This is a genomic window from Pseudomonas sp. DF11 (assembly GCF_058148565.1).
Genome location: NZ_JBYVYN010000002.1, coordinates 659,526 through 672,547, shown reverse-complemented (window position 1 = coordinate 672,547; position 13,022 = coordinate 659,526). Strand labels below are relative to the sequence as shown.

At 61.3% G+C, this 13,022-nt stretch carries 11 protein-coding genes and 1 pseudogene; 3 read left to right on the top strand and 9 right to left on the bottom strand.

The window, feature by feature from the left end:
* Positions 1-1,032: 1,032 nt before the first annotated feature.
* The 7 genes from AC30D9_RS09715 to AC30D9_RS09685 all read right to left on the bottom strand — a co-directional run bounded on the left by AC30D9_RS09715 (position 1,033) and on the right by AC30D9_RS09685 (position 9,721).
* Positions 1,033-1,599, bottom strand: coding sequence for a GNAT family N-acetyltransferase (locus AC30D9_RS09715; protein ID WP_490143947.1), 567 nt, complete (start codon positions 1,597-1,599; stop codon positions 1,033-1,035).
* A gap of 332 nt (positions 1,600-1,931) precedes the next feature.
* Positions 1,932-2,702, bottom strand: a complete 771-nt coding sequence (etfB, locus tag AC30D9_RS09710; RefSeq protein WP_490143946.1) for an electron transfer flavoprotein subunit beta — start codon at positions 2,700-2,702, stop codon at positions 1,932-1,934.
* Between the two features lie 15 nt (positions 2,703-2,717).
* The gene (etfA, locus tag AC30D9_RS09705) at positions 2,718-3,938 is read right to left on the bottom strand and encodes an electron transfer flavoprotein subunit alpha (RefSeq protein WP_490143945.1); all 1,221 of its coding nucleotides are present in this window, start codon (positions 3,936-3,938) and stop codon (positions 2,718-2,720) included.
* Positions 3,938-5,887: a dimethylglycine demethylation protein DgcB gene (dgcB, locus tag AC30D9_RS09700; protein ID WP_134926145.1), complete on the bottom strand. Its 1,950-nt coding sequence runs from the start codon at positions 5,885-5,887 to the stop codon at positions 3,938-3,940. The genes etfA and dgcB overlap by 1 nt, the downstream gene beginning before the upstream one ends.
* Positions 5,888-6,057: 170 nt before the next feature.
* Complete coding sequence (gene dgcA, locus AC30D9_RS09695; protein WP_134926146.1) at positions 6,058-8,118, bottom strand: dimethylglycine demethylation protein DgcA; 2,061 nt, start codon at positions 8,116-8,118, stop codon at positions 6,058-6,060.
* A 15-nt stretch (positions 8,119-8,133) separates the two neighbouring features.
* Positions 8,134-8,664 (bottom strand): DUF5943 domain-containing protein, encoded by a 531-nt coding sequence (locus AC30D9_RS09690; protein WP_030139308.1) that lies wholly within the window; start codon positions 8,662-8,664, stop codon positions 8,134-8,136.
* A gap of 79 nt (positions 8,665-8,743) precedes the next feature.
* A complete protein-coding gene (locus AC30D9_RS09685; RefSeq protein WP_030139307.1) occupies positions 8,744-9,721 on the bottom strand; it encodes a dipeptidase in 978 nt (325 codons plus the stop codon).
* A gap of 235 nt (positions 9,722-9,956) precedes the next feature.
* Between AC30D9_RS09685 and AC30D9_RS09680 the strand changes: the two genes are divergently transcribed.
* From AC30D9_RS09680 to AC30D9_RS09670, 3 genes are all read left to right on the top strand, one after another.
* Positions 9,957-10,358 carry a lysozyme inhibitor LprI family protein gene (locus tag AC30D9_RS09680; RefSeq protein WP_134926147.1) on the top strand — a complete coding sequence of 134 codons (402 nt, stop codon included), beginning with the start codon at positions 9,957-9,959 and terminating at the stop codon, positions 10,356-10,358.
* 103 nt (positions 10,359-10,461) lie between these two features.
* The gene (locus AC30D9_RS09675) at positions 10,462-10,791 is read left to right on the top strand and encodes a helix-turn-helix domain-containing protein (protein WP_490143944.1); all 330 of its coding nucleotides are present in this window, start codon (positions 10,462-10,464) and stop codon (positions 10,789-10,791) included.
* Positions 10,792-10,823: 32 nt separating this feature from the next.
* Positions 10,824-11,240: a DUF3010 family protein gene (locus tag AC30D9_RS09670; RefSeq protein ID WP_490143943.1), complete on the top strand. Its 417-nt coding sequence runs from the start codon at positions 10,824-10,826 to the stop codon at positions 11,238-11,240.
* Positions 11,241-11,443: 203 nt separating this feature from the next.
* Here the strand turns inward: AC30D9_RS09670 and AC30D9_RS09665 are convergent, their stop codons facing one another.
* Together AC30D9_RS09665 and AC30D9_RS09660 are read right to left on the bottom strand one after the other, a co-directional pair.
* Positions 11,444-12,616 (bottom strand): AAA family ATPase, encoded by a 1,173-nt coding sequence (locus tag AC30D9_RS09665; RefSeq protein ID WP_307576582.1) that lies wholly within the window; start codon positions 12,614-12,616, stop codon positions 11,444-11,446.
* Between the two features lie 117 nt (positions 12,617-12,733).
* Positions 12,734-13,013 (bottom strand): annotated as a pseudogene (locus tag AC30D9_RS09660) (AraC family transcriptional regulator); the annotation flags it as partial.
* Between the last annotated feature and the right edge of the window lie 9 nt (positions 13,014-13,022).

Below are 13,022 nucleotides of genomic sequence, written 5' to 3'. Positions count from 1 at the left end.
CGACAGGCGCACGAACGCCTGGCCACCGTCCCTTGCAGGGTCCGGCGGCAGTCAGCGGTGCTACTGGGGGAAAACCCGGGCGCTATAGACGCGCACGCTGATTGGCGGCACGTCGATGAATGCGTTTATGTAAAGAGGTGGGAAGTGCCGGGACACAGGTCACCGGTGAGAGCAGGTGCAAGCGGGGGGCTGTGCTATCCATCATGTGTTCTCCCTGAACCTGATGTGGATAAAGTGCGATGTCCTTGTGCCATGGAAGTGAAGACAGCCGACAGACCCTCGTCAAGGGCGCGGCTTAGAACTGTATGAAATTTGATCTATCGCGATTTGCGCTATACAAACCGTGGCTTGCAGCGTTTGGCGAACAAGTTATCCACACGGCCACCCACAGCAAATGGGGACAAGTGTGGGTATGTCCGGTATTTTTTCAGCGGCAAAGTGAATAAAAACCGTGAGTTATGGACAATGACGGTTTTCCCGGGCTGTCGGTCGTTTTTTGATCAAACACCTGAAAGCCTTTACCAGCAAGGCCTGTGGCGGTGAGCGAACACCTTATCCACAGAAGCGCCAACAGTGTTTGGGGGTAATTTTGACGATTCTGTGGAAAACCCTTTGAACGGCTTGTAAGGCGGGGTTTTCCAGAGGTTTTCCTGATAAAAACGGTCAATCGATCATTTTATGACCAACCCACTGAACGCCACGGTCTGTATGGCCTGCAGCGTAGAGCGAACATCTTATCCACAGAAGCGCCAACAGAGATTGGGGGTAAGTTGAGGCTGGAACGGCCTCTTATTCACAGATAAAAACCAATAAAAACCGTGGGTTAGGCTGACTATTTTTTGAGCGAAGGCCTGCAGGGCCTGGTTTGCATAGGGTGTAGCGAGGGGCGAACAGGTTATCCACAGAGGCGCACACAGGGATTGTGGGTAAACATCAATCCTACTGTGGGAGCGGGCTTGCTCGCGAAGGCGGTGTGTCAGTCGATGAACATGTTGCCTGACACGCCGCTTTCGCGAGCAAGCCCCACATGACTCAAGGCCGATGCATGAGATACGTCTCCCCCGTCACCCGAATCAGCGGATGCGGAACAACCTGGCAGGTCTTGACGATGCCAAAGCCATGGCGCTCGTAGAACCGGCGGGCACCCGTGTTCGCGGCGTAGTCGATCAGGCTCAGGCCGTTGAGCGCCAGTTGATCGGCCCGCTGTTGCGCCCGTTCGAGAAAGCGCGCTCCGAGCCCCTTGTTACGCCAGCCTTCATGCAGGGCCAGGCTTGAAATGTAGAGGGTATCGGGGACTTCCATGTCGGCGTAGGGCGCCAGGATCGGATCGGTGGTGGGAGTCGCCAGCGGATCAAAACGTGTCACATAACAATGCATCATGCCAATGACCTGTCCGCCGGCTTCTGCGATAAGGCAGTTCTGGTAGGAAAAATCGACATCCTCGCGGGCATAACGCGCAGCCCCCACCTCCAGCAAGTCCTGCCCTGGCTCCGCCAACTGGCTCCAGATGTAATCCGATGCGCCCTCTGAGGAAATCCGGAACAAACGAGCGATCTCCCGGGTATCCGTGGGCAAGGCTGGACGAAATTCAACTTCCACTGATAGGGCTCCTTTGGCTGACAAGCGGTTTTCTTACGCGCAGGTTTGAGGCGCGGCAACACGCCGGGCCAGCGGTTTTATGGCTGGATGCTGCAGCAGGTCAGGTTGATCGTTTTTTAAGCGAAGGCTTGAAAGGCCTGATTTTGCGCGGTGTCCGGATAGGATCGAACAGGTTATCCACAGAGGCGCGCACAGGGTTTGTGGGTAAATACAGGCCCCATGGTGGGAGCGGGCTTGCTCGCGAAAGCGGTGTGCCAGTCGATGAACATGTTGCCTGACACGCCGCTTTCGCGAGCAAGCCCGCTCCCACAGGGTTTGTGGTGAGCTTGGATTTAGCGAACCACCCCTTCCTCCACCAACAACTTGAGAATCGCCTCGGCCCCCGCTTCCGCGCTCACGCCCTTGAGCACTTGCCCGCCTCCGCCGCTGGCCTTGGCCGTGGCGGCTTTCATGCGGTCGGCGCCGCTCTTGGCCTTGATCACTTTCAAGCGTTTGGGCCGTGGTTTGGCCGGTTGCAGGGTTGCCACCGCCAGCAGGGTGTCGTCGATCACTTCGACTTCCTCGGCATGCAACGCCCCACGCCGGGCTGGGCCGTAGGCGCTTTGCCGAGGTTTTGGCGCGGCGTTATCCACAGTGGCCAGGAACGGCAGGCGGACTTTGAGACGTCGCCGTTGCCCACGCGGCAGGGCTTGCAGCACCAGGGCCACGCCGCCGTCGATGGACTCGACCTGGGCCAGCCCCACCACCAGCGGCCAACCCAGATTCTCGGCCAGCAGGAACGGCAACATGCCCGAGCCTTCACCGGTTTCCGCCTGGCTGCCGGTGAGCACCACTTGGGCGCCGGCGTCACGCAGGTAGTCGGTCAGGGCCGGCAACGCGTCGGCGCCGACGAGATTTTCCAGAACGTGGAGTTCGTCCAGGCCCATGCCCAGGTAAGCCCGCAGGGCCGGTTCGGCCACGTCGCCCGCGTGCAGCACTTGCAAGTCGTTGCCGGCCAGTTGCAAGCCCAGCTCCACGGCCCGGGCGTCCTGTTCGGCGCGGCGCGGCCGACCGGAGGTGGGGTGGGCGCCGATGGACACCAGGCTGATCACTTGAGTACTCATGGTTGAATCCTTAGCTTAAGCCGCATCGCGCTTGGCTTCGTTGCGGTAGGCCTCTACCGCCGCGATCAAGGCTTGGAGAATCGCCGCACTGTCGCCGATCACCGACAGGTCTGCCCGCTTGATCATGTCGCAGCCCGGGTCGAGGTTGATCGCCACCACCTTGTCGCAGGCACCAATGCCTTGCAGGTGCTGGATCGCGCCAGAAATCCCCACCGCCACATAGACCCGCGCCGTGACCCAGGTACCGGAGGCACCGACCTGACGGTCGCGGGCCATGAACCCATCGTCCACCGCCACCCGCGAAGCGCCTTCGGTGGCGCCCAGGGCCGCAGCGGTCTTGTGGAAAAGCTCCCAGTCCTTGACCCCATTGCCACCGGAGAAAATGAATTCGGCTTCGGCCATTGGGATCGCCCCCGGGTCCACCGCCACCGCGCCAAGATCCTCGATGCGCGACAAACTGCGCGCCACGCTTGTGGATAACTCCACCGGCAGAACTTCGTGACGGGTTTCGCTGACCGGCTCGGCACATTCGGCGGCCGCCAGGATCAAGCGCGCCAGGGGGCGGGCCAAGTCTTGCAGGCCGGCACCGGCACGGCCGATGCATTCCTCGCCCTTGACCTGCCAGACCCGCGTCGCCGGGCGCTCGCCCAGGGCCGCAGCCAAACGTCGGCCCAGCTCGCCGCCACCGGTGCGGCTGTCGGGCAGCAGCCAATGGCGTGGATTGAATTGGTTATCCACAGCTCGCAGGCCCTGCACCCGTTGTTCCGGTGCATAACCGCTGAACTCATCGCCTTCCAGTACCAGCAAGCGGTCCACACCAGCGGTGGCAAAAGCGTTTTCCTTATGCTCGCCGAACACCACTGCCAGCACCGCGCCGTCGGTACCGGCCAATTGATGGGCCAGGCCCAGCAGATCGCGGTCGTGGCTGCTGAGGCGACCACCGACCATGTCCGGCACCACACTGATGTAGAAGGCCGGTTGCGGCACTTGATGCAGCGGCAGTTGCACCTCGGCGGCGGCGACACGCTTGGTCGCACCCCCCTGCTGGGCACCGCTACGGTCGATGCGCTTGATGCCGTTGGGGCCGATGAAACCGACGCCATGGACATTCTTGCGGATGATGCCGTTGGGCCCCATCCAGCTGTGCTGTACCGGTTGCATGGCTGCATGCAACGGGTGCAGGCGGTTGCGGGCGATCCACTCGGCGCGAGGGTCGCGGCGGATGATGTCGCTCATTAATGCACCTCCGCGGGTTCACGTTTGGCTGGGGCCACGGGCTTGCTCGGGGCCGCGTCTTCCAGCAGCGCATCGGCCACCAGTTCGGCGATGTCCTTGATCATCGGTCGAGGTTCGACCACACCTTCAAGCATCGCGGTGCATTGTGGACAACCCACGGCCACCAGCTCGGCACCGGTTTCGCGGATGTCTTCCATGCGCATGTCCGGAATGCGCTGCTTGCCCGGGATGTCGGTGATCGGCGCACCGCCGCCACCGCCGCAGCAACGCGAGCGGAAACCGGAACGCTGCATTTCCTTGACCTCGATACCCAGCGAACGCAGCACTTGGCGCGGCGCCTCGTATTCGCCGTTGTAGCGGCCCAGGTAGCACGGGTCGTGATAGGTCACGCTGTCGCCCTTGTGCTGGCCAAGGTTCAGCGCACCGGCGTCGATGATCTCCGCCAGGTAGGTGCTGTGGTGCTGCACCAGGTAGTTGCCATCGAAGGCGCCGTATTCGTTTTTCAGCACGTGGAAGCTGTGGGGGTCGCAGGTGACGATGCGGTTGAAGCTGTACTTGGCCAGGGTCTGAATGTTGCGTTTGGCCAACAGTTGGAAGGTCGCTTCGTCACCCAGGCGCCGGGCCACGTCGCCGCTGTCGCGCTCTTCGAGGCCGAGCACGGCGAAGTCGACTTTCGCGGCTTTGAGCACTTTGACAAAGGCGCGCAGGGTGCGTTGGTTGCGCATGTCGAAAGCACCGTCGCCAACCCAGAACAGCACGTCGGTGGATTTCTTTTCGCTGAGCAGATTGAGGTTCAGGTCCGCCGCCCAGTTCATCCGCCCGCCCGGGGCGAAGCCGCCCGGGTTGTCGGTGGCGATGAGGTTTTCCAAGACCTCGGCGCCCTTGTTCGGCGTGGCGCCTTTTTCCAGGGTCAAGTGACGGCGCATGTCGACGATGGCATCGACGTGCTCGATCATCATCGGGCATTCCTCGACGCAGGCCCGGCAAGTGGTGCACGACCACAGGGTCTCGGCGTCCACCAGGCCACTGACGATCGGCTGATGGGGATTGCCAGCGTGTTCGCCCACCGGTTTACCTGGGTACGGGCTGCCGGCGAATTTCGCATCGGTGCCGCCGGCCAGGCCGACGACCATGTCCTGGATGAGTTTCTTCGGGTTCAGCGGCTGGCCGGCGGCAAAGGCCGGACAGGCAGCTTCGCACTTGCCGCACTGTACGCAGGCGTCGAAACCGAGCAGTTGGTTCCAGGTGAAATCCTTGGGTTTCTCAACGCCCAGCGGCGCGGCGGGATCGTTCAGGTCCAGCGGCTTGAGGCCGGTGGAACGGCCACCGCCAAAGCGTTCGGCACGACGGTGCCAGGCCAGGTGCAGGGCACCGGCGAAGGCGTGTTTCATCGGCCCGCCCCAGGTCATGCCGAAGAACAACTCCGACACGCCCCACAACACGCCGACACCCAGGATCGCCGCCACCAGCCAGCCGCCGAAGTTTTCCGGGAGGATGCCCGCCACCGGCAGGGTCACCAGGAAGAACGACGCCGAGAAGGCCAGCAGGCTTTTCGGCAGGCGCATCCACGGGCCCTTGGACAAACGGGCCGGCGGATTGCGTCGACGCAGGTAGACGAAGATCGCGCCGACGAACATCACGGCCGACATCAACAGCAATGCGTAGCCGAGGAAGCGGTTATGCAGGCCAAACCCGTGGACCAGGATCGCCAGCACCACCGACGCCACCGCACCACCGGCCGTGGCGACGTGGGTGTTGGCGATGTATTTGTCCCGCGCCACCACATGGTGCAAGTCCACCATGTAGCGCTTGGGCATGGCGAAGAGGCCGCCGATCAGGTCGACCTTGGCCGGTCGGCCCCGGCGCCACATGTTCACCCGCCGCAAGGCGCCAAGGACCGCGAGGCCCAGGGCAGCGAACAGCAGGATGGGGAGAAGGGTGTTCAGCATGGTGAAGCTCCCAAAGACCTCGGGTCTTGCAGGCACAGAAACCTGGATGTCTTGCTCGATTCCTGTGGGAGCGGGCTTGCTCGCGAAGACGGACTGACATTCAACATCGATGTCGACTGATCCACCGCTTTCGCGAGCAAGCCCGCTCCCACAGGGTTATCCACAAGCCGTTAGAAATCCTTGCACAACCGCAGGGCGTCGTAGATGGCGGCGTGGGTATTACGCTGGGCCACGCAGTCGCCGATGCGGAACAGCAGGTAGCCGTCGCCGCTCTGCTCCAGGCACGGCTGGGGCTTGATCGCGAACAGGGCTTCAACGTCGATCTGGCCCTTGTTGCGCGAACCTTCCTTGAGCGCGTAGTAGATTTCTTCGTCCGGCCGCACGCCGTTTTCCACCACCACCTGGTCCACCACGCGCTCTTCCTTGGCACCGGTGTATTCGTTCTCCAGCACCGCCACCAGCTTGTCGCCTTCGCGGTAGACCTTCTCCAGCATCATGTCCCCGGTCATGATCACTTCCTTGGGGTACATACTGCGGTAGTAGGTAGGGAAAGACGTCCCGCCAATCGCCACGCCCGGCTTGATGTCGTCGGTGACGATCTCGACCTGGCTGCCCTTGTCGGCGAGGAAGTCGGCCACCGACATGCCGGTGAATTCGCAAATGGTGTCGTAGACCAGCACGTTCTTGCCTGGCGCGACCTTGCCGTCGAGCACGTCCCAGCTGCTGACCACCAGCCCTTCGGCGGCGCCCCAGTGCTCGTTCTGCTCCAGGTTCGGATGCCCGCCGACCGCCAGCACCACCACGTCCGGACGCAGGTCCATGATGGTCGCCGCGTCAGCAGCCACGCCCAGGCGCAGGTCCACTTTCAACCGCGCCAGCTCCAGTTGGAACCAGCGGGTGATACCGGCGATCTGGTCCCGTTGCGGGGCTTTCGAGGCCGTGGTGATCTGCCCGCCGATGAATTCTTTCTTCTCGAACAGGGTCACGTCGTGCCCACGTTCGGCGGCCACACGTGCCGCTTCCATCCCGGCCGGGCCGGCACCGACGACGACCACCTTGCGTTTCGGCCCGGTGGACTTCTCGATGATGTGCGGCACGCCCATGTATTCACGGGACGTTGCGGCGTTCTGGATGCACAGCACGTCCAGGCCCTGGTACTGGCGGTCGATGCAGTAGTTCGCGCCGACGCACTGTTTGATCTGGTCGATCTGGCCCATCTTGATCTTGGCGATCAGGTGCGGGTCGGCGATATGGGCGCGGGTCATGCCGACCATGTCGACGTAACCGCCCTCGAGGATCCGCGTGGCCTGGTTCGGGTCCTTGATGTTCTGCGCGTGCAGGACCGGGACCTTGACCACTTCCTTGATACCGGCCGCCAGGTGCAGGAACGGCTCCGGTGGATAACTCATGTTCGGGATGACGTTGGCCAGGGTGTTGTGGGTGTCGCAACCCGAGCCCACCACGCCGATGAAGTCCAGCATGCCGGTGTCATCGTAGTACTTGGCGATTTGCTTCATGTCCTCGTGGGACAGGCCGTCCGGGTGGAATTCGTCACCGCAGATGCGCATGCCCACGCAGAAGTCGTCACCGACCTCGGCACGCACGGCTTTCAACACTTCCAGGCCGAACTTCATCCGGCCTTCGAAGGTGCCGCCCCATTCGTCGGTACGCTTGTTGACCCGTGGGCTCCAGAACTGGTCGATCATGTGCTGGTGCACGGCGGACAGCTCGACGCCATCCAGGCCACCGGCCTTGGCACGCCGTGCCGCCTGGGCGTAGTTGCCGATCACCCGCCAGATCTCTTCCGGCTCGATGGTCTTGCAAGTGGCGCGGTGCACCGGCTCACGCACACCGGACGGCGACATCAGGGTCGGCCAATTGAAGCCGTCCCAACGCGAGCGACGGCCCATGTGGGTAATCTGGATCATGATCTTGGCGCCATGCTTGTGCATGGCGTCGGCCAGGTTCTGGAAGTGCGGGATGATGCGGTCGGTGGACAGGTTCACCGAACTCCACCATTCCTGCGGGCTGTCGATGGCAACCACCGACGAGCCACCGCAGATCGCCAGGCCGATGCCGCCCTTGGCCTTCTCTTCGTAATACTTCACGTACCGGTCGGTGGTCATGCCGCCGTCGGTGGCGTAGACCTCGGCGTGGGCAGTGCTGAGCACGCGGTTGCGGATGGTCAGTTTGCCGATCTGGATCGGCTGGAACATTGCTTCAAAAGCCATGGCGCAATCCTCGACTTACAACGGCTTGACGATGAACAGGCCGTCGTCGTGGCCTTCTTCGGAACCGCCGTAGACCTGCTCGGCCACGGTGCGGATCGAACTGCCGCGAGCGGCCAGGATCTGGTCCATGGCGCCGGCGAACCAGCCGGTGAACATGTAGTCGACCTTGCGCCCGACCTTGCCGTACACGTAGACGAAAGCCGAGTGTTCGAGCTTGACGCTGGCGGTGCCTTTGTCCAGGTCGATGTCCTGGATCTTGAACAGGCCCCAACCGCGCTGGGACAAGCGCTTCATGTAGTGTTCGAACACTGCGACGCCTTCCAGGCCGTGGCATTCGGCTTCTTTTTCACACCAGTGCCAGGCGGATTTGTAGCCGGCCTTGTAGAGAATCTCGGCATAGGCGTCGGCGCCTAGAACTTCTTCGATGCCCATGTGGTTGTTGACGAAGAAGTGACGCGGCACGTACAGCATCGGCAGGGCGTCGGAGGTCCAGACACCGGTTTCGCTGTCGACTTCGATAGGCAGTTGCGGGGCGATCTTGGCCATGAAAACTTGACTCCGGAAATTCGTGGTATTGCCTGCGGCGCAGAGGGCCGCAGGTAGAGGATTAGCGGTGCGGTGGCGGTTATTCGCCCCAGACGTCTTTCAAGACGTTGACCCAGTTTTCACCCATGATCTTGCGCACTACCCGTTCAGGATGGCCGCGCTTGAGCAGCGTCTCGGTGAGGTTCGGGAACTCGCCGACGGTGCGGATGCCCAGGGGGTTGATGATCTTGCCGAAGCTGGTCAGACGACGGGCGTAGCCCTTGTCGTGAGTCAGCATTTCGAAGAAGTCCTGGCCATGGCCCTGGGTGAAGTCGGTGCCGATGCCGATGGCGTCTTCGCCGACGATGTTCATGGTGTATTCGATGGCTTCGGCGTAGTCGTCGATGGTCGAATCGATGCCTTTGGCCAGGAACGGCGCGAACATGGTCACGCCAACGAAGCCGCCATGGTCGGCGATGAACTTCAGTTCTTCATCGGACTTGTTGCGCGGGTGCTCTTTCAGGCCGGACGGCAGGCAGTGGGAATAGCACACCGGCTTCTTCGATTCGAGGATGACCTCTTCGGAAGTCTTGGAACCGACGTGGGACAGGTCGCACATGATGCCGACCCGGTTCATCTCGGCGACGATTTCGCGACCGAAGCCCGACAGGCCGCCGTCACGCTCGTAGCAACCGGTGCCCACCAGGTTCTGGGTGTTGTAGCACATCTGCACCACACCCACGCCGAGCTGCTTGAAGATCTCGACATAGCCGAGCTGGTCTTCGAAAGCGTGGGCGTTCTGGAAGCCGAAGATGATGCCGGTCTTGCCTTGTTCCTTGGCGCGACGGATGTCGGCGGTGGTTTTCACCGGGATCACCAGGTCGCTGTTCTCGCGGATCAGTTTCTGGCTGGCCACGATGTTGTTGATAGTGGCCTGGAAACCTTCCCACACCGACACGGTGCAGTTGGCTGCGGTCAGGCCGCCCTTGCGCATGTCTTCGAACAGGTCGCGGTTCCACTTGGCAATGATCAGCCCGTCGATAACGATGCTGTCGGCGTGCAATTCGGCTGGGCTCATCAGGCAGTCCCCTTTTGTCAGCGATTCATGCGCCGAATCGTGTGCCGGCGCTTTGGGGCCAGCATATGCCTGAGGGCCGTGGCGACCGGGTGCAAAAACGACAGGGGAATTGCCGAAAGCGTCAATCCGCGACAATGGGCTACGACAGGCCCACCCTGCCCGTCTGTTCTTTACCCGGCGCTTGCGCCAGAATCCGCCGCATCACTGGTTTTCACTGGACTCGAGCGGCAACGCAATGAAATCACTCTTCCTGGCTTTGGCATTGATCAGCACCGTGGCACACGCCACCGAAGACACCGAGCAAAACCCTTGCGACGCGGTGGAAAACGACGTCCAGACCCTGGCCTGCTCGGCCTACGGCAAGACCGCCGCAGAACAATTGCTCAACGAAAACCTGCAGAGCCTCTTCGAGCGCCTGCAAACCCGCTACGCCAGCGACAAGGCCCAGCTCAACGACATCACCACCAAGGTCAAGGCCGCCCAGCAACTGTGGCTCAAACAACGCGACGCCGACTGCGCCATCGCCGCCTTCCCGGCCAAACCCGGCAGCGAAGCGTACAAAATCGCCGAAAACGACTGCATGGCCCAGGTGAGCGACGATCGGTCGGAGTTTTTGGAGTCGATTGGGCAGGAGTAAGGGGGTTACCCACGGAGCAATATCCAGACACCGTTCACGCGTTGGCCTTAGGAGGAATATAAGTCAGGATTCGCAAACCTTATAAAAGACTTATATTTACCCTATGAGAACGAACGTACCTATTGATTATCAAATCATCAACGATGTAGACGGCAACCCGGCATTTGTGGTCATCCCCTATGCACAATACGTTGCGCAGAAGCTGGAACCCGATCTGATTCCCCATCAAGTGGTCAGCCGTATCGTCGACGGCGCCACGCCCATCCGCGCCTGGCGCGAACATCTGAGCCTGACCCAGGATGAGGTCGCCAGACGCCTGGGCATCTCTCAACCGGCGTTTGCGCAGCAGGAATCAGTCGCCAAACCTCGCCGGGCGACACGTGAAAAAATTGCCGCAGCCTTTGGTATCCATCCCGATCAGCTGGAGCTGTAGGCTGCACCTCACCACCTGGTAAAAGGACTCCCATGAAAATCTGCGGCATCGAAATCAAAGGCAGCGAAGCAATCATCGCCGTGGCCTCGCTGGATCAACAGGCGCTGACCCATATCGCCCTCAACACCAAGAAAATCGCCCTGGACGACGATGACGAAGCCGCCAACGTCAGGGCTTTCGCCGCCCAGGTGCGGGCGTTCGTGACGGACAACGGTATCGAACGCATCGCCATCAAGAAGCGCAGCAAGAAAGGCGAGTTCGCCGGTGGGCCGACCACGTTCAAGATCGAAGGCGTGTTCCAGTTGCTGGAAGGTTGCGAGGTGACGCTGCTGTCGCCGCAGACCATCAATGCGCAGAGCAAGAAGCATGATTTTGTCCTGCCAGCGACGCTGAACAAGTATCAGCATGAGGCTTATAAGGCCGCGTGTTCGGCGCTGATGAAGAAATAGATTTTCTACCGATGTCCAGCCAGACACCGTCCCTGTGGCGAGGGGATTTATCCCCGCTGGGCTGCGTAGCAGCCCCAATAGCAGCTATTAAATCTATCTGACACACCGAGTCGCCAGGTTTCAGGGCTGCTGCGCAGCCCAACGGGGATAAATCCCCTCGCCACAGATTCCTCGCTCGACAGTTCATCCGGTTAGCATCAGTTCTACTGCTTGCGATACCCCTTCAACCAGTCGGCAAAAGCCTTGTCCTCCAGCGCATAACCACCACGATTGGACTTCCACACCAGTTCCTTGTCGCGCAACGCATCGATGCAGGATTGGATGGTCTGAGTGCCAGGCACGACTTCGCTGCCCATGTTCCTGAGCACCTTGCCCACGGCCTCCAGCGTTGAATCGGTAAACGGCGCAAAGGGCTCGTTGCTTTGCGAGCGCTCGGCCATGACCTGCAGCACGGCGCGTTGCGGCACCGTCAGGGCGTTCCAGGCGCTCTCGAACTCAGTCCAGACGCCGGCGCGGAGCATTTCGGCGCTGTTGCGCAGCAGTTCGCCCAAATGACTGGCCTCACCCAGTTCCAAGGCAATTTCGCCAATGACGCTGCGCAGCATTTCAGGACGGCGTCCGACCAGTTCAAAAGCCTGGTCCAGGTCATCGGCATTGAACTGGTTGGTTTGGGCCAGATGCGCGTTCAAATGAGCGGCATAGGCCTTGGTGAACGCTTTGCCCAGCAAGGGGAACGGCGTGATGCTGGATCCATAGAAAGGCTGGTTGCGGCTGAGCACCAAGTGCGCGAGTTTGTCTCGGTTGGAGCCGGTGAACACCAGCCGCAGGCCGCTGGTAGCGTCTTCACGCCCTTGGTTGAGCTGATCACGGGCGGCCTTGAGGGCGAACATCGCGTTGACCCCGGCCTCAGTGGTCAACGCATGCTGGGCTTCGTCGATCACCAGCACCACGGTTTTACCAGCAGCACTGTGCAACAACTCCAGCGCCTGGGTCAGCGTCGCCCCTTCGGGCAATTGCGGCACGCTGAAATCCCAGGACAACGTTCGCAAGAAGCTGAGTTTGTCGATACCCATGGACTTGGCAAGCTTGCGGATGCCCTTTTCATAAGGCACCAATGCCGCGGCGATGGCCGCGGCGATCAACTCGGCGGGATCTTTTTCCTTGTTGACCCACAGGTCGACGTAGACCGCGAGCCAGCCACGGGCTTCACATTCGGGGATCAAGTCTTCACGCAGGAAGGTACTTTTCCCGGTACGTCTGGGAGCGGCCAGGAACAGGCCTGAGGTGTAATCCTGGATCCCGGCGCCCACCAGCCCATCGACAATATTGCGGGCCAGATCGGGGCGCCGGAAGACAAAACCGGGGTGCTTGGACATGGTTTTATACTCAATTATGGCGACAGGTATAATTTATAGTCACGAGTATAATTGAGTATAAATGCCTGTCAAACCAGCCCCGACCATCCCCCTGGCGCCGCCGGTCTTCCCGCGAGGGTCTTTGCGCGGACGGATGCGCCCCAGCACGAACTGTTCGCTGACCTGAATCGCCAACTCGGCGCCGTGTGCCTAGTCGATCAGATCGAGCATCAGGTCGGTGGACGCGACGCCGCCGGCGCAGGTGATACGGCGGCGGTCGATTTCAAACAGTTCCTGGGTCACGCTGAGCTGTGGAAAGATTCCTTGAACGCCTCGATCGCTTCTCAATGCAAGGTCATGGGTGCCCTTCCAACAGCCCCGCCTCGGCTAGGACCACGCTGCCGGTGTCGATGCCGTCAACGTCAAG